The organism is Empedobacter sp. UBA1574, from assembly GCF_002322895.1.
GTDB lineage: Bacteria > Bacteroidota > Bacteroidia > Flavobacteriales > Weeksellaceae > Empedobacter > Empedobacter falsenii_B.
Genome location: NZ_DCOI01000023.1, coordinates 26629 through 46188 on the forward strand (window position 1 = coordinate 26629; position 19560 = coordinate 46188).

The following is a 19560-nucleotide window of genomic DNA, read 5'->3' on the forward strand; positions in this document are numbered from 1 at the left end:
ATTTTGCTTTTTGTTAGAAAAGAATATTTGTGAAATGACTGGTAAATATAAAAACGTTTTAGAGTTAATTGGAGATACTCCATTAGTTCAGTTAAACAGAATTAACCAAGACATTCCAGGCGAAGTTTATGCAAAGTTAGAATGTTACAATCCTGGACATTCAACAAAAGACAGAATAGCTTTACATATTATAGAAGAGGCTGAAAAAAATGGTCTATTAAAACCTGGTGCTACGATTGTAGAAACAACTTCAGGTAACACTGGATTTGCTGTAGCTATGGTGGCTATCGTAAAAGGGTACAAATGTATCTTAGCGGTATCGGATAAAACAAAGGCAGAAAAGATTTCATTTTTAAAAGCGATGGGAGCAAAAGTATTTTTGTGCCCTGCGAATGTACCTGCTGATGATCCAAGATCATATTACGAAGTAGCAAAACGTATTGCTGCGGAAACGCCAAATTCTCTTTATATTAATCAATATTTTAATCAAGGGAATACAGAAGCTCACTATTTAACAACAGGTCCTGAAATCTGGAATAAAACAGAGGGTAAAATTACTCACCTAATCGGTTGTACAGGTACAGGAGGAACTTTGACAGGTAGTGCACGTTATATAAAAGAGCAAAACCCAGATGTGAAAATCATCGGAGTTGATGCTTATGGATCAATTTTGAAAGGTTATCACGAAACTGGAAAAATTGATCAGAATGATATCTATCCTTACAGAATCGAAGGAATGGGAAAAAATTTAGTTCCTGGAGCTTTAGATTTTGAAATGGTTGATTCTTTTATCAAAGTGACAGACGAAGAAGCTGCTTATCGTACAAGAGAAATTGCTTTGAAAGAAGGAATTATGGCAGGATATACTTCTGGTGCTGCAACACAAGCATATAAACAATTGGCTGAAGCTGGAGAATTTGACGAAAATTCTTTAGTTGTAATTTTGTATCCAGACCACGGATCTCGCTATATGACAAAAGTTTTTAGTGATGATTGGATGGCAGAGCAAGGCTTTACAAATAGTAGACTCAATGGCTTAGAAGCTCGAGCAACAGTCGAAAGAATCAAATAATACGTATATTTGTAAAAATTAAATATTTAAAGTAGGTAGTGTTCATTCACTTTCTACTTTTTTTCAATTAATAAAAAATTAAACTATAATAAAATGGACATTTTTGAACGTTTAAAACAGAACCCTGGACCATTAGGTCAATTCGCTGATTATGGTGAAGGTTATTATGTTTTTCCACAGTTAAAAGGAGAAATTGGACCCGTAATGGAATTCCAAGGTAAAAAAGTAATTACTTGGTCAATCAATAACTACTTAGGTTTAGCTAATCACCCAGAAGTTCGTAAAGCAGATGCTGATGCTGCGGCACAATATGGTATGGCTTATCCAATGGGAGCTCGTGCAATGTCTGGTCAAACAGATTATCACGCTCAATTAGAGCAAGAATTGGCTGATTTCGTTCAAAAAGAATCTGCTTATTTAATGAATTTCGGGTACCAAGGTATGGTATCTACAATTGATGCTTTAGTATCTAAAAATGATGTAATCGTTTATGATGCTGAATGTCATGCTTGTATTGTTGATGGAGTTCGTTTACACTTTGGTAAACGTTTTATTTACCAACACAACAACATCGAAAGTTTTGAAAAAACAATTGCTCGTGCTCGTAAATTAGCTGATAAACAAGGAGGCGGAATTCTAGTGATTACAGAAGGTGTTTTTGGAATGACTGGTAAGCAAGGTATTTTGAAAGAGATTGCTGCTTACAAAGATGAATACAAATTCCGTTTATTAGTAGACGATGCACACGGTTTTGGTACATTAGGTAAAACTGGAGCTGGAGCCGGAGAGGAGCAAGGTTGTCAAGATAAGATTGATATCTATTTCTCAACTTTTGCAAAATCTATGGCAGGTTTCGGAGCATTTATTGCAGGTAACAAAGATATTATTCGTATTTTAAAATATAACTTACGTTCTCAAATTTTTGCTAAATCATTGACAATGCCAATGGTAATCGGAGGTTTAAAACGTCTTGAGTTATTACGTTCTCAACCAGAGCTTAAAGATAAGTTATGGCACAATGTAGAAAAAATTCAGAAAGGATTAGAAGAAAGAGGATTTGATATTGGAGGTTCTAACACATGTGTTACGCCAATCGTATTGAATGGTTCTCCTATCGAAGCGACTGTATTGGCAAAAGAAATGCGCGAAGAATATGGTATTTTCGTTTCTGTAGTAGTTTATCCAGTTATTCCAAAAGGAATGATTATTTTCCGTATTATTCCAACTGCTGCTCACGAAGACGAACACATCGAATATACGTTAAACTCATTTGCTGAGATTAAAGATAAATTAGCTGACGGATATTACAAACGCAAAGCAGAAGAATTGAATGTTGATTTTGTTCAATACTAAAATAAATATTCAATCAAATAATAGAAAAACCCTAAACTGAATTAGTTTAGGGTTTTTTGTTTGTATTCTGTTCAAAAGTTAAGTAATTATTCACTTTTTTCCATATTTGATTTACTATATTTGTTTACAAATTAGACACACAAACACACAACAATTTTAATTATGAAAATTCACAATTTTAGTGCAGGACCATGCATTTTACCACAAGTTGTTTTCGACAAAATGGCTCAAGCTTGTTTAGATTTCAACAATTCAGGAACATCAATCTTAGAAATTTCTCACCGTCGCAAAGATGCGGTAGAAGTAATTGATACAGCAAGAGCGTTGGTAAAAGAATTGATGAATGTTCCAGAAACACATGACGTAGTTTTTATGCAAGGTGGAGCTTCATTGCAATTTCCTACTGTAGCTTACAATTTATTGAAAGAAGGCGGAAAAGCAGCTTATACACAAACAGGAAAATGGGCAGAAAATGCTATCAAAGAAGCGAAGCGTTTCGGAGAAATCGAAGTTATTGCTTCTTCAAAAGATCAAAATTATAGTTATATTCCAAAAGGATATACTGTTCCTTCAGATGTTGATTATTTCCACTGCACATCAAATAATACCATTTTTGGAACACAAATGAAAGAGTTTCCAAATTCTCCAGTTCCAATAGTTTGTGATATGTCTTCGGATATTTTATCTCGCACAATTGATGTTTCTAAATTTGGTGTAATCTATGCTGGAGCCCAAAAAAATATGGGACCTGCAGGTTCTGCTGTTGCAATCGTTCAAAAAGATTTATTAGGTAAAACGGGACGTAATATTCCCGATTATTTAAACTACGAAACACATATCAAAAAAGAATCATCGTTTAATACGTGGCCAGTAATTGCAATTTACGGTGTCATGTTAAATTTACAATGGTTAAAAGAGCAAGGTGGAGTAGAAGCGATTGCAAAAATTAATACTGCAAAAGCAGATGCAATGTATGCTGAAATTGATCGTAACGGATTATTTACAGGAACTGCTGCAACAGAAGATCGTTCTCAAATGAATGCCACTTTTGTCTTAAATAACGAAGATTTCAAAGCTGATTTTGATGCAATGTTAAAAGAAGCTGGAGTTGTTTCTTTGGCTGGTCACCGTGATGTTGGTGGATACCGTGCGTCTATGTACAATGCTTTACCATTAGAATCTGTTCAAGTTTTGGTAGAAGTAATGAAACAATTTGAACAAAAATTTGGTTAATCAGCAGACATTAGATGCTAGATATTAGTATTGAGAAATATATTATCTAACATCTAAAATCTCACATCTTAATTCTATAATAATAACATGAAAATATTAGCAAACGATGGAATTTCTAAGGCAGGAATAGAAGCTTTAGAAGCAAAAGGTTTCGAAGTAATAACTGCTCACGTAGCACAAGAACAATTAGAAAATTATATCAACGAAAATGGAGTTGAAGTACTTTTAGTGCGTTCTGCGACTAAAGTTCGTCAACCTTTGATTGATGCGACAAATCTTAAAATTATCGGTCGTGGAGGAGTTGGTATGGACAATATCGATGTTGCTTATGCACGCGAAAAAGGAATTCAGGTGATTAATACGCCAGCATCTTCTTCTCAATCTGTAGCAGAATTTGTAATTGCGCATTTGTTTTCTATCGTTCGTAATTTACACCAAGCCAATCGTAATATGCCTTTAGAAGGAGATTCTAACTTCAATGGATTGAAAAAAGCTTACGCAAAAGCAATCGAATTGAGAGGAAAAACAATGGGTGTAATCGGTTTTGGCCGTATCGGTGTAGAAGTGATTCGTGAAGCGATTGGTTTAGGAATGAATATTTTAGTGTATGATAAATTCCCAGCAACACGTGACATTGAATTAGAATTTTTTGATGGTCAAAAATTAACGTTTACCATCACTTCTGTTGATTTTGATGAAGTCATTACAAAAGCAGATTTCATTTCGCTGCATGTTCCAGCACAAGATGGATATATTTTGGGTGAAAAAGAATTTGCAAAAATGAAAGATGGCGTGATTGTAATTAATACGGCTCGTGGTGGAGTAGTTGACGAGCGTGCTTTGGTTGATGCAATTGAAGACGGAAAAGTTGCTGGAGCAGCCTTAGATGTTTTTGAGAATGAGCCAACACCAGAAATGGGCTTGTTGATGAACGAATCTTTGTCATTATCTCCTCATATTGCAGGTTCTACGAATGAAGCGCAGGACAGAATTGGAACTGAATTAGCTTCGCAAATCGTTGAGATTTACGGAAAATAATTTTGAGTTTCATTCTATCTAAAACTATTCAAAATGCCTCAATTTAAACCATTCAAAGGAATTCGACCTACAGAAGAAACTTCTCAAGAATTTGTGACGCTTGCCGTTAATCAATATTCGAAAGAAGAATTGGATTATTATATCAATAACAGAGAAAACTCTTTTTTGCATATTATTTTGCCAACTTGGGACGAAACGATTCAAGATCCGAAAGAGAAATTCAGAAAAGTTCGTGAGAATTTTGAGGATTTTATTTCGAAAAAAATATTAACGCAAGACAAGTCGTCTTTTTATATTTATCAAGTCATACAGCCTGATGGACGCGAAACAAAAGGACTTTTAGGCTTGGTGAATATTGATGATTATCGTCAAAATAAAATAAAAAAGCACGAAGAAACTTTGGAGCGTCGTGTGGAATTATTTGCTGATTATTTGAAAGAATCTCATTTCCATGCGGAACCTGTTTTGTTGACCTATAAACCTGCTCAACGTGTAGATTTGTTGATTGATACGGAAATGAAACGCAAGCCGATTCTGAAAATAGAAGAAGAAAACGGAACGCAACATTTGTTGTGGAGAGTTGATAATCGTTTAAATTTAAAACAATTAAAAGATTCAATCGAAAAATTAGACGAATTGTATATTGCAGATGGACATCATCGTATGGAAAGTTCGGAGCGATACACAAAATTTGCGGTTGAAAATTCGAAAGATGAAGTCTATGGTGATGAAGCTTTTAATTATACGTTAGCACTTTTAGTTTCGAATGAAGATTTGATTATCAATGATTATAATCGATTAATTAAAGATTTAAACGGCTTAACTCCAGAAGCGTTTTTAACTGCTTTAGAAGCTGATTTTGAAATTATTCCGAAAGGTGATGAATTAGTTGTGCCAACCAAAAAACATCATATTGTGATGTATTTAGATGGTCAATATTATAGTTTATATGTCAAAAATAATTTATTGACAACCGAAGGTTTAAGCGAATTGGATACTTATATTTTCGAAGAAAATGTGATGAAACCAATTCTAAATATTCAAGATTCTAAAAAGGATAAACGCATTCATTACGAATGTGGTACGCGCAATAGAGAAGGAGTAGAAGCGCTTAAAAATAAAGTTGATCATCACGATTATATTGCAGCTTTTGCTTTTTATCCAGTGGATGTGAAGGATTTGCAATTGATTGCGGATTTAGGGCTTAAAATGCCACCAAAAAGTACATATATCGAACCAAAACCATTAAGCGGTTTTGCTGTATTTGATTTGAAAGAATAAAAAATGAGTATTCAAGAAAATTTAAAAACAATCGAAGCTACAATTCCTGCTCATGTGACATTGGTAGCGGTTTCTAAGACAAAACCTGTGGAGGATTTGCAAGAAGCTTATGCGGCTGGAATGCGAGATTTTGGTGAAAACAAGATTCAAGAAATGTGCGATAAATACGAAGTTCTTCCAAAGGATATACGTTGGCATATGATTGGTCATGTGCAAACCAATAAAGTGAAGTATATGGCGCCTTTTGTGCATTTGATACATGGAGTTGATAGTTTAAAATTGTTGAAAGAAATTCACAAACAAGCCCAAAAAAATAATCGCGTAATTGATGTGTTGTTGCAACAATTTATAGCAGATGAAGAAACAAAATTTGGCTTGGATGAAGAAGAAATTCAACAGATAATGCAAGAAGAAATTCAGCATTTACCAAATGTTCGCGTAGTTGGATTGATGGGAATGGCAACGTTTACGGAAGATGAAAGTCAAATTCGTGAAGAATTCCGTTCTTTAAAATCTAACTTTGATTCATTGAAATCTATTTATCAAAACATTTCTATTTTATCAATGGGAATGTCAGGAGATTATCAAATCGCGATAGAAGAAGGCAGTACAATGGTTCGCATTGGGAGTTCGATCTTTGGACATCGTAATTATTCGATTTAACAGAATAGTATTGCAATACAAAACCCCTGAAATTTATGTTTTAGGGGTTTATTATTTATACAACAATTTCTAAAAAGGTAAAGTGTTTAAATTGAGATTTCCACCAGAAATACATGGTTTTTATCGCTATTAGCTTCATGTAATATCGTTTCGATATTTTTAAAAACTAAGTTAGTTTGCTCTAAAATTGTTAACAGAATTTTTTTGGTTTCGCAATCTATTGGTAATTGACCAGAAATAGAATTCCATTATTTTACATTGTGAGTAGTGTCCATTTGCAATTGGTATATTTTCTGTTTGAATAATTTTCTTATTGGTTTTAAATATATCTTTATATCAAGATATATTACAAGTATATCCAAATTAAAAAAACTATTGATAGAATTGGATCAATAATCATTATAAAAAAATAAAACCTGAACAGATTTGTTCAGGTTCTATTCATTCAGGAATAAATTTTAACCATTTCCTCCACCGCCTCCGCCGCTTTGTTCTTGGTTAGATTTTGAGCGTTCTATATTAAATTGTTTTCCGAAATTGTAACTAATTCCAATACGATACATTCTGAAAGCTTGATTAACTCCCATATTTGTTACGTTGTTAGACGTACTTGTGTAAGTTCCATTTTTATTTTCGAAAAGGTTAGAGATATTTGCCGAAAGTTGTAATTTCTTTTTAAATACCATTGCTCTCATACCAATGTTATGACGCATAAAATCTCCAAATTTGTCTAATCCATCTGTACTTTTTGTATAATATGAATAAGTGTAATTAGCAAAAAGTGTTTTCTTTTTATTTAAATCTAAATTATTTGTAATTCTAAATTCCCCATTCATTCCGTCTAATGTATAATTCATTTCAGGAATTTTACTGGTTGTTTTACGATAGAAAACATCTGCCGAAGCATTTACTTTCCACCATTTATAAGGTTTTACGTTGATGTTTTCACTTAAACCAATACTATATGTTTTTCCAATATTATAAGGCTTAGAAAGTGTAATCTTGGTATCAGGATCCATGATGCTTACTTGTTCAAAAAGATCATTCGCATTGCGGTAATACAAACTTGTTACCAATAAATCTTTATACGCATGCTCTAACTCGAAATTATTCGAATTAGAAGGCGTCAAATTTGGATTTCCTTCTGAATAATTATACTCATTTTGTTTCGTTCTTCTTGGATTTAAATACCAAATAAATGGACGATCTACACGACGACTATAGTTTAATGTAAACGAATGATTTTCCGATGATTGATACATCAAATAAGCGGTAGGATATAAGCCGTCATAAGTTTTTTCGTAATTATTTTTCGGATCTTCCATAATGCTTTTCACTTGTGCATGCTCATAGCGTAACCCAACTTTTCCTGTCAGCTTTTCACTCAATTGTTTTTCTACCGAATAATACAATGCGTAGACATTCTCTTTGTAATTGTATTTGCTTGCAAAATCGGTATCTTCATGGAAATTATCATTCGGATTAAGTTTTAAAAATCGTTGATTTTCCGCTTCATCTGTTGCCCAACGTAAACGCGTTCCATAATTCATTTTCCACGAATTAACAGGATGCTCCATATCGATACTTGCATTGAATCGGTTTGAAGAGCCGTCATTTAAGCTGTAATTATTTTCGTATTTACCAGGGATTTCTGCCCAATTAGGATCAAATTCGTTACTGATATTTTTGTTATTGCTATCGTTTCCGTTATTCGAATAGTCAAAATCGAATGTTAACTTTTTACCTTCCGTTTTGAATTTTTTGATGATATGGTAATTTAATCCCAGATAATTCCAATTCCATTTTCCACCATCCCAATTCGTCGTCATATAACGATTTGTTTTGTTGTTCACTAAATCGAAAATATCAATGACTGAATTTCCTTTACTTTCTCCTTTACCATCTGAAATATCTAAATTGAAACCTGTAATTAAGTTGTCATTGATTTGATAATCAATACCAATTCGACCACCATAATAATTGTTCTCATTTTTATTAATTCCGTCCGAAGTCCATTTTTGATCTGGATATAAAGTTGTGTTTTTACTTTTACCATACCAATTTCCTTTACCACTATAAATATTAGAGGTTAATGTCCATTTTCCTTTGCGGTAATTGATATTCCCGTTCAAATTGAATCCACCGTATTTTTGCTGGTTGTATGAAGTCGAAATAGAACCATTCAAACTTTCTTGTTTTGCATTTTTCAATACAATATTGATGATTCCACTGTTTCCTGTCGCATCGTATTTGGCTGGAGGATTTGTAATGACTTCAATTTTTTCAATATCTTCTGTTCGAATGGTTTTTAGATAATTTGACAATTGTTCACTGCTCATTTGCATTAATCGGTCATTAATCATGACGCTTACTGAACCTTTTCCTATAATCGAAATAGCATCTGTCGCTTCTTCCACCTCGATACGTGGCGCAAGTTTCAATGCATCTAAGGCATTTCCACCTTTTGCACCTTCTGCTTGATCGACATTGAAAATTAATCGGTCTACTTTCTTTTCAACTAATTTTTTTTGACCTGTAACAACAGCTTCCGTTAAGGTTACATTTTCAGTTTTAGGAACTAAAATAATTCCTAAATCCGTATGATTCATAATCGTGAGAGAGGATGAATGAAGTAAAATTCCAGCTTCTTCAATTCTATACGTATAAGTTCCTTCTTCTAAAATAACCGTAAAGTGCCCATTTTTGTCAGTAGAAATTTCATCTATAATTTTTTCGCCTTGAAAAATGATTACATCTGCTAACGCTATTGGAGCTTGATTGGTATATTGAAAAGTTCCTTTTATTTCTTGTTGAGCAAAAGTATGAACAGATGCAATACAAATAATTGGAAGAAAATATTTTTTCATTTATAGGGTTGTTTACAAATAAGACGCATCAATCATCAAAAAGTTACAAAACTATAAGTGAAAATATCTTAAATAATAATGAATTAAAGAATCAAAAACTCCCAATAAGGGGATTATTGGGAGTGAATAAACTTATTTAAGTTCTTTTTCTAATTGAATAGATTTTGGAAATAGAATGTTGTTTTCGATGTGAATATGAGTATGCAAATCATTCTCGAATTCTTCTAACATTGCATAGGTCACGCGATAAGTGTTACACGCATCTGCTGGTGGAGTGTAATGATTGGTAAGTTCTGCAATCCTTGCAAAACGATCACCTTCTGCGGTATGTTCATGTTCCATCATGTGAACTGGATTTTCAACTGTACCAAAATGAGGAACTTCTAATTCTATTCCTCTTTTCTTTGCATGAGTCATTTTTTTGATAAATGGAAAAAGAATTAATTCTTCTTTTTTTAAATGAGCACTCAAATCTTGAGCTGTTTGATTAAATAAAGCGTTTATTTCATAAAGTACTGGATGTCTTTCACCATGAACTTTGCATAATTTGTCTAAGAAAGCGAGTAAAACAGGTATTTTTTCTTCCACATAAGCATGATGTATTTTTTCAACATATTCACTTAGCAAATCCAATGGCCACGATTTAAAATCAATTGAAGCTTCGGTTTGAGAAGGTAAATTTTCCAAATCATTATACACTTTGTTTACATCTGTAGTTTTATTTTCACAGGCTTCTTCGATGGTTCTTCCACCACGGCAACAAAAATCAATGCCATGTTTTTTGAAAATCGCCGCAGTTCTAAAATCTTCTGAGACCATTTCTCCGATTAAATCTGTTTTTATGTCCATAATAGAATACTTTTTATCTTTTATTAAATTAAATTTTTTTTGAGCCTTTTAGCATTATTATTTTTTCTTTGCAATCATGACAAAAGCACACAAATGTTCTTCGTATTTTTTGAAAACTTTCTTCATTTTTATTACTCTTTCTCTCACTTCTGTTTGAGTTGCAATATTTTTTATGATAGTTAAAAACCCTGAAAATCCTTCATCATCAATTAATCTTGAAGGTTCAAGCAGGCGCATTTCAGCTGTTTTAATTTCAATAATTTCGAAACCTTCTTCTTTTACAAGAATTTTCCATTCTTCAACTGTTAATGGTCTTGCATTAACATTCATCGTAATTGCAAGCTCTTTTTGAATGTTCTTTTTGATTTCATCTGAAATATTATTCGGTTTTAATGCTAATTCATGAATTGCATAGTATCCATCTTTTTTTAGAACACGATGAGCTTCTTTTATGATTTCACTTTTACGATGATTGGCATGCATCGTTAGCATAGCTTCTCCAAAAATTTTAGTTTGAGAACAGTCATCAAGTCTTGTGTCAGCAGCATTTCCTAATTGAAAAACAGCTTTTTGATTATCAAATTTTTGATTTAAATTCTCGATAATTTTTTCGTCTAAATCAATTCCAATGTATGATGTTGGCTGTTTGTCAAGTACAATAGAAGTGGTATAACCAAGCCCAGGAGCAAATTCTACAATCGCATCATTTGTATTGATATCTAACAATTCAACCATTTCATTTGTCAACTTTTTTCCTCCAGGTCTTAGTACTTTTTTTCCTATTTTAGCAAGGAGCCAATGTCCAGACATTTTATCAATTGTATCATTTTTCATTTGAGTAAGTTTTTTATTTTCAATTGAAATAAAAAAGACCTTTTTATCTTTTATTAAGGTAAATTTTATTCTAAATTTAATTTTAGAAATACTTCTTGCGAATCTAATTTCTCAACCAATTGGTTGATAGTAGTTGTTTCTAATAAATGCTTTAAAGTATTTCGTATTTCTTTGAATTGCTGATGCAAAGGACAAGGATTTTTTTCTGAACATCGTTTTAGTCCAAGTGCACAACCACTAAAAATTTTATCTCCATCAAAATGTCTAACAATTACAGCCAACGAATTTTTCATATATTTTTCATCGAGATGAAAACCACCATTTGGTCCTTTTGTAGACTGTAAAAGATTTTTTCGAACCATTTCTTGCAAAATTTTTGCAATAAAATATTCAGGAGAATCAATTCCTTTCGCTACATCTTTTATTCCAACTCGATTTCCGTCTTTGGTTTGCTGTGCGATATAAATTACTGCTCTAACGGCGTATTCACAAGTTTTTGATAACATTTACAATTCTTTTACACTACAAATATACATCATTTCTTTAATAAAAGAGTAAAAGGTGTTTTATTAATTCTAATTATTTCCAAAATTCGTCTTCAAAATTATCAAATGGTTTTGTGTGCGAGTTTTCTAATCTTTTACCTATTTGTTTCAAATCACTTTCATCAAGATTTTCTTGTAAGTAAGGAAACCATTCACGTTCCTCGAATCGAATATGATTTTTTAATAAATGAGCAAATTTTTCTACTATTGATTTCTCTGGATGTTGAGCAATCTTTTGTGCTAAAACCTTTAATTCTTGATGTTCGGTTTTAATTTGTTGGTTGTATGTTTCGTTTGAATAGGGAAAAATAATCGTTTCTTCATGTTTAAAGTGCTCAGAAAGATGATTGTTCCAAACATATTCAACATAAGATGCAATTCGTTCTAATGCAATATTTTTAAAGAAACCTTGTTCAATTTTCCAACTACAAAGCAATCCAAAATGATGATCCTTTGATAAAACGACAATGTGTTCACTTCTTTTCATAATTAACTGTTTTTGTGAATTAAAGTTATGACAATTTTTCACTAAAATTCTTTTTAGTATTCTATTTTAAAATTTAGACGTATTTCAGATCTTTTTTAGGTTGACATAAATGGAAAAGTATTCAATAAAAAAATCATTCTAATTTCCTGCTATTGGACTACCGAAAACTCCGACAGCTAATTCAGTCCATATTAATAAACCAATGAGTAAAACCATTATGCAGAAAAAGATTTTATTTTGTAAACGGTTAGTCAGTTGTAGAATGTAGTTTATCGTTAATCCAATAACCGAAAGTAAAATAAATGCAATAATAAAATCAAATAAACTCCAGTTGACTTCATTTGTAAATTGCATAGCAATTAGTGGAATTGTTATTATTAGACCAATTATTCCAAAAATTAAAGATTATTTAAGGTGCATTTTTGTATTCATAACTAACTATTTATTGAAATCACTTTGAGAAATAAAGTAATAAAATAAAAATGAGATTAAAAAAAAATAGTTTAATTGATAAATTGTGAACGATTGAGTTTCGATTTAATGAAAAATTAATTTAAATCAATATTTTTCTAAAAAGCATTGTTTAAATTTGAAGTATGAAAGCAAGTTTTGAACCTTATTTTTTGAAATTCAAAAATCCAAGCGGTACTTCGCGCGGCGTTTTGACAGAGAAATTGACGTATCTTTTTACATTAGAAGAAGATGGAAAAGAATATGTTGGTGAATGTGGATTGTTTAAAGGGTTGAGTTTTGATGACCGCCCTGATTATGAAGAAAAATTGCAATGGGTTTGTGACAATATTGACTTAGGAGTTGATGAATTGTGGCGTGAATTGCGCGAATGGCCTTCGATTCAGTTTGGAGTAGAGCAGGCTTTTCAGAGTATGTTTGCGAATCGTTACAACGAAAATTATACAGATAAATTGAATCCTGATTTGTATGAATCAGCTTTTTCGACAGGTGATAAAGGTATTCAAACTAATGGTTTAATTTGGATGGGTTCGATTGATTTTATGCGCGAACAAATCAAAGAAAAATTAGCGATTGGTTTCAACTGTATCAAGTTGAAAATCGGTGTTGATTGGGAAAATGAGCATAAGATTATTCAACAATTAAGACAAGATTTTTCTGCGGATCAATTAGAATTAAGAGTAGATGCGAATGGAGGTTTTACGTTTGAAGAAGCAAAAGTGGTCTTGCAACAATTGGCTGATTTAAAAATACATTCGATTGAACAACCTATCAAAGCTGGACAAATCGATTTGATGACGGAATTGTGTGCTACAACACCGACACCAATTGCGTTGGACGAAGAATTAATTGGAATTGTTCATCAAGAGGATAAATTCGAATTGTTAGAAAAAATCAAACCGCAATATATTATTCTAAAACCAAGTTTGGTTGGGGGAATTAGAGGTTCGTTGGAATGGATTAATGCAGCAGATACATACGAAATTCCGTTTTGGATAACATCAGCATTGGAAAGTAATATAGGCTTAAATGCTATTGCACAATGGACAGCGATTTTATATCCAGAAATGCCACAAGGATTGGGCACAGGAGGTTTGTTTACAAACAATTTCCCAAGTCGATTAGAATTAAGAGGAGAATATTTATTTCGAAACAAATTAGCATGAATAAAGTAATTATCGCATTTTTTGCAACAATCGTTTTAATGAGTTGTCAAACGACAAAAAAAACAATTGATTTAGTTGCAATTCAAAAATATCAAACCGAATTGGCGACTTTTTATACTGATCTTAAAACGACGCCATTGGTAGACGAAGAAAAAACGAATTTCAAAGGCATTACATTTTTTCCGATCAGCGAAAAATATATAGTGAAAGCGAAATTTACGCCAATCAAAGATGGAAAGGTGATTCCGTTTCCTACTTCTGCGAAAAAAATCAAAAATTACAAAGAATACGGAACGGTAACGTTCATGTTGGATAATGTTGAACAAACGCTGACGGTTTATCAATCTTCACCAATTATGGAGAAATATGCAGACAGTTTGTTTTTACCTTTTATGGACGAAACAAACGGCGTGACGTCTTATGGAGGTGGACGTTATTTGGATTTGAGTACAAAGGATTTAGGTACAACAGCCAATGAAATTACGTTGGATTTTAATCAAGTGTATAATCCATATTGTGCATATAGCAAACATTACAATTGTCCCATTCCGCCAGCGAATAATGTGTTGGATATCGAAATTAATGCAGGTGTAAGTTATCATAAATAGAATGTTGTATTTAGATTTTTCTCAACCTAATTTTGATGTCAACGCTATTGAAGTTACCAACGAATTTGAACAATCCGTAAAAGATTTTTTGGTTGAATGGTTTTCTGATTCTGAGGTGATGATTGCGCATACTTCGGGGTCTACTGGAACTCCGAAAGAGATTATTTTAACCAAAAAAAATATGCGAAAAAGTGCGAATATGACGGGAAAATATTTGCATTTAGAGAAAGGAAATTCGGCTTTATTGGTGATGCCTGTTACTTATATTGCTGGAAAATTGATGTTGGTTCGTGCAGTAGAAATCGGATTGAAATTGATTTGTATGCAACCAACTTCTCATATTTCTTTGAATGAAATTAATAGTGGAATTTCACAAAATTTTACCTCTATTGATTTTGTTGCGTTAACGCCTATGCAAGTTGAAAATTCGTTAGATTTTGTTTCAAGATGTCAAAAGTTAATTATCGGAGGAGCGCCTCTTTCGGAGAAAGTGAAACAAGAATTGTTTGCTTTTGAGAACGAAGTCTACGAAACATATGCAATGACGGAGACGATTACACATATTGCGTTTAAACAAGTTGCGAATCAAAAATATCCTAATGCAGAACAAGTTTTTGAAGCGTTTGATGAGGTAACGATTTCACAAGATGAGCGAGGTTGTTTGGTGATTGATACGCCTTATGATGGATTGCAAGTTGTAACGAATGATGTGGTTGAATTGATTGATACACGAAAATTTAACTGGATTGGTAGAGCGGATAATGTGATTAATTCGGGTGGAATAAAATTATTTCCAGAACAAATAGAAAATAAGCTGAAACCGTTCATTGATTCTGATTTTTATATCACTTCAAAAACGGATGAATTATTAGGTCAGAAATTAATTTTAGTTGTGGAAGGAGAGCAGAGGAGCTTGGATTTTTCTTTGGCAGATTTAACCAAATATCAAGTTCCAAAAGAAATTATTTTCATTCCTACATTTTCTCGAACGGAAAGTGGTAAAATAAAACGACAACAGTTTTAGGATCGACCTATTTTTTTATTTTGTTCGTGTATTTTACCTAAAATAGCTTAATTTTATCACTACTAAAACTTATACTGTGGATTACAATCGACTTTTTAATGATATTTTTTTCTTGATTCTTGACGACGAGATGGATGAGAATCAATATCTCATTTGGAAAAGTTTTTCGTTTATTCACAATCCGATTCAGCAATTAATTAAGGCACAAGATTTATTAAATCAGTTGCTTCACGAATATCCAAAAGATAAAAAAGCACTTTTTCTGAAAGGAGTTGTTCAGCGCAATTTAAACTTCAACGAAGAATCGATTTTGTATCTTTTAGAAGCAAAAAAGGAAGATTATTACTTGTATGCTGCGAATTTCTACATTGCCGAATATTATATTCATAAATTGAAATTTGATGAAGCGCAAAAGTATTTGAAAGAAATTGAAATTGTGTATCCTACCAATCAACGTTTTCTTTTCTTATCGATTTTAGTGAGTTTAGAATTGTTTGATTTTGAAGAAGCTAAACGATATTTGAATATTTTGTATCAATTGGTTGAGGATAAACAACTTTTAGAATTATTGAGTAAAAACCTTCAGATTACTGAAGAAATTGTCTTGAAAACGACAAATCGATTGGTCTTAAAAAATTTCAAGTTGAGAAGTTTTAATTATAATCTTCAGCTCAAAACAAATTTGATTGCTTTTTATAAGAATTTCGCTGATATCGGGGTTAATTTTAATGGAATCAATTGCTTTATAATGGCACTTACCTTGAAGCAAATTACGTTGTATCCGACGTTTCATAATCTTGAAATTTATAATGTTCAAACGATTTTAGATTATATTGATGTTGATAAAAAAGGGATTCAAATGCGCTTAGAAGACATTGATTTTGACCATGATTTTGTCAAAAATTACCACGAATATTTAGAAGTCGAAATTCTATTGAAAGAAGATTAGTTTTTTTACTCAACTACATTTTTCTCAAGGAAATATTTTTGTTGTGATCTTGAATCGAGTTGAAGATGACTGAAGTAGTTTAGAATAATCTGAGATTCTTCGACAGGTTTAGAATGACAATAATGTCAAGTTGAGTTTATTTCAGTTTTGCATAAATAGATGAAGACTTTTCTATTGAAATGATAAATAGGAAACATGAATAAAAGTAAACAATCAGAAAAAAAACTTTAATTTTGCTAAAATTTATAAGATGGAATTTGTTCAAGATAAGGAAGAAGTTTTTGATAACGTCGAGTTGTTTTTAGAAAGTCTAGAAGTTGGAACGGATGAAGAAAAAAAGAAATCGATTCAGTTAATCAAAAAATCGAAAACATTTTTGGTGATTGATGCGGATGAGGTGATGGTTTTTGCGCCAAGTACATTTATTGGCATTAAAGAAAATAACATTCAGCAGTTTACAGGGAAGCTATTAGAGCACGAAACCAATCCTATTCTAACGAAATTGTTCGGTTCTACGCCAAAAATTGATAAAACTTTGGACGAATTATTTTTAGATTTTTGCGACGAAATAGAAGTTAATCGCAATGATGTTGGGATTTCCCGAGACTATTGGATTATAAAAGATATGTAAAAAAAGAGCTTTTCATCTACAAGTGAAAAGCTCTTTTTTCTTAAAATGTTAAAGGATAACATTGATTTTTGCTTTGCTAATAGGTTTTATTCCAGTCAAAGCACCATCAATTTCGCACTTCAACAAACCACTTCCTCCACCATAATGATGGATTTGCTTTATAGTAGGGAAATAAGTGCTTATCCATTCCTCCATTTTCTCTACCTCCGAAGCACCAATTCCACTACTGTATAATATTATTTGGACGTTGTTTGTTGATACGTATCCTTTCAATTCTTCTTGTGAGCAGGTACAAAATGCTTTCCAGTTTTCATTTTTGTTAATCACGCGTTCTAACGTGTCTACAATTTCTTTGTTTTTACCATAAACGGCGATTTGTACTTGCATATTAGATTAATTTTAAGGCAAAGTAACAACATAACGCATGGTCTAACATTGATTTACGATAAGAAATAAAAAGACATAAAAAAAAATCGTTCCAATTCGAAACGATTTCTATGTTTTATTGTTGATTTTCTAATTGTGCTAATCTTTCGGCAGCTAAATAAAATTCAGGATTCAACTGCAATGCTTTTTTGTATTCCTCTACAGCTTCGGCTTGTTTCTCAAATTTTTCTAGGATTGCGCCTTTGTTGTAGTATGATAAGAAATGATTTGGATTTAACTCGATTGATTGATTAAAATCGTCTAATGCATTTTCTAAATCATTCAATACAAAATAAGTATTTCCTCTGTTGTAATACGACAAGAAATGTGGCTTCATTTCAATTACTTTCGAATAATCTTCGATTGCTTTATCCAATTGTTGCAATTGATCGTAACAAAATGCACGATTGTGGTAACATGATTCGTAATCTGGATTAATTTCTAAAGCTTTATTGAAACATTCGATCGCCTCATCGTATTTGTTCAAATTCATCAATACATAACCTTTTTGATGATAAGCTACAAAACTTGCCGGATCAATCTCGATCACTTTATCAAAATTCTCAGCTGCTTTTGTTGGATTATATTGATTGAAATTTGCCATTCCTCTGTAGAAATAGAAGTTTGGATTTTTATCATCTAATTCAATTGCTTTATCAAAATCCTTGATTGCATCTGTATTTTGTTTCATATAATATTGGCTCAATCCACGACCGAAATATGAATTTGCCACTTCTATTTGACGCTTAATCGATAATGTAAAATAATCAATCGCTTTTCTATACTGACCTTTGCGGAGATATTGACTCCCATCTTCATAAAAACTCATAGTTCAATATTACAACAAACTCTTTAAATTTTAAATAAAAAATTTTAGAAAAGTTTATCTTTACGCAAAACAACACACATGAAAATAGAACATTTAGGGATTGCCGTAAAAGATTTGGGATTATCGAATGAATTGTTCGAAAAATTATTAGGAAAAGCACCGTACAAAGAAGAAGCAGTGGAGTCGGAAGGTGTGAGAACCTCTTTTTTTGAAGTAGGCGAATCGAAGATCGAATTGGTCGGTTCTGAAAAAAATGATAGTGCTATTGAAAAATATTTAGAAAAAAATCGCGAAGGAATTCACCATATTGCTTTTGGAGTAGATGATATCGAACTCGAAATAGAGCGTCTTAAAAATCAAGGGTTTACTTTTATTAACGAAACGCCAAAATTGGGAGCAGATAATAAACGTATTGTTTTTTTACACCCTAAAACAACAAATGGCGTATTGGTAGAGCTTTGCGAAGATGTAAAATAATTTTGAAGTTCAAAAAAATAGCTTTAATATTGCAAACGAATTAGGTGATAGCTTCCTTTTTATTGCTTAATTCTCTGGTCCTATAACTCAGTTGGTTAGAGTAGCTGACTCATAATCAGCAAGTCCTTGGTTCGAGCCCAAGTGGGACCACTTTATTGAAAATCAGACGTTTACAGTTGTGTAAGCGTCTTTTTTTTGACTTCATTTTAATCTATAAGTACAACATTTGTACAACAAATTATCTGATTCAAAGATAGTTATAATTTTCATTTGATTGCATTTTTAGTATATTTATAAAAATAATTCAAAACTAATCTAAAATGATCTTAGGAATAATTGATAAATATTTTACTGTAGCAGAAGATTTATATAGAATAAGAATATTGTCCAAAAATAATATTCAACGTTTCTTAATGTTGTTATATTTTCCTTTTATAATATCATCTTTAATACTTACTCAACCAAATCTTTCTCCATTAGTAATTTTAACTTTAGTAATATTCTCTTTTATTTTAATTATACCATCTATATATTATTTTACATTCTTTTTTTATAGAAATTTTAATTCTAATATTAAAAGTTTTCAATTTGAAAAAGGAGTTGATAATTTATCTACTGCTAATAGAATTGATTTTAAGCCTTGGAAAACTAATGATATTGATAATACATTTATTTTTAAACGTTCCGTTTTTTAGGGAAGATTACACACTACATTAGGTACTAATATTACAGTTTTAGAAAATGATTTTATTGATAT

Annotated in this window: 21 protein-coding genes and 1 tRNA gene; 14 read left to right on the forward strand and 8 right to left on the reverse strand. The window is 31.8% G+C overall.

Annotation, left to right across the window (positions count from 1 at the left end; translation table 11 throughout):
* Positions 1 to 34: 34 nt before the first annotated feature.
* The 6 genes from B3578_RS06585 to B3578_RS06610 all read left to right on the forward strand — a co-directional run bounded on the left by B3578_RS06585 (position 35) and on the right by B3578_RS06610 (position 6640).
* Entirely contained in the window at positions 35 to 1072 is a 1038-nt protein-coding gene (locus B3578_RS06585) for a PLP-dependent cysteine synthase family protein (RefSeq protein ID WP_219034446.1), read from the forward strand.
* Between the two features lie 93 nt (positions 1073 to 1165).
* Entirely contained in the window at positions 1166 to 2425 is a 1260-nt protein-coding gene (locus tag B3578_RS06590; protein WP_221855281.1) for an aminotransferase class I/II-fold pyridoxal phosphate-dependent enzyme, read from the forward strand.
* Between the two features lie 162 nt (positions 2426 to 2587).
* Complete coding sequence (serC, locus tag B3578_RS06595) at positions 2588 to 3658, forward strand: 3-phosphoserine/phosphohydroxythreonine transaminase (protein ID WP_038337000.1); 1071 nt, start codon at positions 2588 to 2590, stop codon at positions 3656 to 3658.
* A gap of 87 nt (positions 3659 to 3745) precedes the next feature.
* Positions 3746 to 4696, forward strand: a complete 951-nt coding sequence (locus tag B3578_RS06600) for a D-2-hydroxyacid dehydrogenase (protein ID WP_114999386.1) — start codon at positions 3746 to 3748, stop codon at positions 4694 to 4696.
* 33 nt (positions 4697 to 4729) lie between these two features.
* The gene (locus tag B3578_RS06605) at positions 4730 to 5977 is read left to right on the forward strand and encodes a DUF1015 domain-containing protein (RefSeq protein ID WP_125350117.1); all 1248 of its coding nucleotides are present in this window, start codon (positions 4730 to 4732) and stop codon (positions 5975 to 5977) included.
* Positions 5978 to 5980: 3 nt separating this feature from the next.
* Positions 5981 to 6640 (forward strand): YggS family pyridoxal phosphate-dependent enzyme, encoded by a 660-nt coding sequence (locus B3578_RS06610; RefSeq protein ID WP_114999389.1) that lies wholly within the window; start codon positions 5981 to 5983, stop codon positions 6638 to 6640.
* An 86-nt stretch (positions 6641 to 6726) separates the two neighbouring features.
* Here B3578_RS06610 and B3578_RS14375 read toward each other — a convergent pair whose 3' ends face one another.
* The 6 genes from B3578_RS14375 to B3578_RS06635 form a co-directional block, all read right to left on the reverse strand.
* Positions 6727 to 6879 carry a RidA family protein gene (locus B3578_RS14375; RefSeq protein WP_084106958.1) on the reverse strand — a complete coding sequence of 51 codons (153 nt, stop codon included), beginning with the start codon at positions 6877 to 6879 and terminating at the stop codon, positions 6727 to 6729.
* A 219-nt stretch (positions 6880 to 7098) separates the two neighbouring features.
* The gene (locus tag B3578_RS06615) at positions 7099 to 9507 is read right to left on the reverse strand and encodes a TonB-dependent receptor domain-containing protein (RefSeq protein ID WP_286475049.1); all 2409 of its coding nucleotides are present in this window, start codon (positions 9505 to 9507) and stop codon (positions 7099 to 7101) included.
* A 132-nt stretch (positions 9508 to 9639) separates the two neighbouring features.
* Entirely contained in the window at positions 9640 to 10356 is a 717-nt protein-coding gene (gene ric / locus B3578_RS06620) for an iron-sulfur cluster repair di-iron protein (RefSeq protein ID WP_038337005.1), read from the reverse strand.
* Positions 10357 to 10413: 57 nt separating this feature from the next.
* Positions 10414 to 11190, reverse strand: coding sequence for a class I SAM-dependent methyltransferase (locus B3578_RS06625; RefSeq protein WP_038337006.1), 777 nt, complete (start codon positions 11188 to 11190; stop codon positions 10414 to 10416).
* Between the two features lie 65 nt (positions 11191 to 11255).
* Positions 11256 to 11696, reverse strand: a complete 441-nt coding sequence (locus B3578_RS06630) for an RrF2 family transcriptional regulator (RefSeq protein ID WP_038337007.1) — start codon at positions 11694 to 11696, stop codon at positions 11256 to 11258.
* A 73-nt stretch (positions 11697 to 11769) separates the two neighbouring features.
* Positions 11770 to 12222, reverse strand: a complete 453-nt coding sequence (locus B3578_RS06635; RefSeq protein WP_291047463.1) for a hemerythrin domain-containing protein — start codon at positions 12220 to 12222, stop codon at positions 11770 to 11772.
* Positions 12223 to 12818: 596 nt separating this feature from the next.
* On the opposite strand from B3578_RS06635, the gene B3578_RS06640 reads away from it, so the two are divergent.
* The 5 genes from B3578_RS06640 to B3578_RS06660 all read left to right on the forward strand — a co-directional run bounded on the left by B3578_RS06640 (position 12819) and on the right by B3578_RS06660 (position 17071).
* On the forward strand, positions 12819 to 13859 hold the full coding sequence (locus tag B3578_RS06640; protein ID WP_286496392.1) for an o-succinylbenzoate synthase: 1041 nt from the start codon (positions 12819 to 12821) through the stop codon (positions 13857 to 13859).
* Positions 13856 to 14467: a DUF1684 domain-containing protein gene (locus B3578_RS06645; protein WP_221855293.1), complete on the forward strand. Its 612-nt coding sequence runs from the start codon at positions 13856 to 13858 to the stop codon at positions 14465 to 14467. Before B3578_RS06640 ends, B3578_RS06645 begins: the two co-directional genes overlap by 4 nt.
* A gap of 1 nt (position 14468) precedes the next feature.
* Positions 14469 to 15491, forward strand: coding sequence for an AMP-binding protein (locus B3578_RS06650; protein WP_280051303.1), 1023 nt, complete (start codon positions 14469 to 14471; stop codon positions 15489 to 15491).
* Between the two features lie 76 nt (positions 15492 to 15567).
* Entirely contained in the window at positions 15568 to 16440 is an 873-nt protein-coding gene (locus B3578_RS06655) for a tetratricopeptide repeat protein (RefSeq protein ID WP_286475042.1), read from the forward strand.
* 250 nt (positions 16441 to 16690) lie between these two features.
* A complete protein-coding gene (locus tag B3578_RS06660) occupies positions 16691 to 17071 on the forward strand; it encodes a hypothetical protein (protein ID WP_280038239.1) in 381 nt (126 codons plus the stop codon).
* A 48-nt stretch (positions 17072 to 17119) separates the two neighbouring features.
* On the opposite strand, the gene B3578_RS06665 is transcribed toward B3578_RS06660, so the two are convergent.
* Positions 17120 to 17458 carry a hypothetical protein gene (locus tag B3578_RS06665; RefSeq protein ID WP_114999401.1) on the reverse strand — a complete coding sequence of 113 codons (339 nt, stop codon included), beginning with the start codon at positions 17456 to 17458 and terminating at the stop codon, positions 17120 to 17122.
* 115 nt (positions 17459 to 17573) lie between these two features.
* Positions 17574 to 18326, reverse strand: a complete 753-nt coding sequence (locus tag B3578_RS06670; protein WP_291047469.1) for a tetratricopeptide repeat protein — start codon at positions 18324 to 18326, stop codon at positions 17574 to 17576.
* Positions 18327 to 18404: 78 nt separating this feature from the next.
* On the opposite strand from B3578_RS06670, the gene mce reads away from it, so the two are divergent.
* The 3 genes from mce (at position 18405) to B3578_RS06685 (ending at position 19498) form a co-directional block, all read left to right on the forward strand.
* Positions 18405 to 18803 (forward strand): methylmalonyl-CoA epimerase, encoded by a 399-nt coding sequence (mce, locus tag B3578_RS06675; protein ID WP_219034454.1) that lies wholly within the window; start codon positions 18405 to 18407, stop codon positions 18801 to 18803.
* A gap of 76 nt (positions 18804 to 18879) precedes the next feature.
* A tRNA-Ile gene (locus B3578_RS06680) sits at positions 18880 to 18953 on the forward strand.
* Between the two features lie 170 nt (positions 18954 to 19123).
* Positions 19124 to 19498, forward strand: a complete 375-nt coding sequence (locus B3578_RS06685) for a hypothetical protein (RefSeq protein ID WP_291047471.1) — start codon at positions 19124 to 19126, stop codon at positions 19496 to 19498.
* Positions 19499 to 19560: the final 62 nt, after the last annotated feature.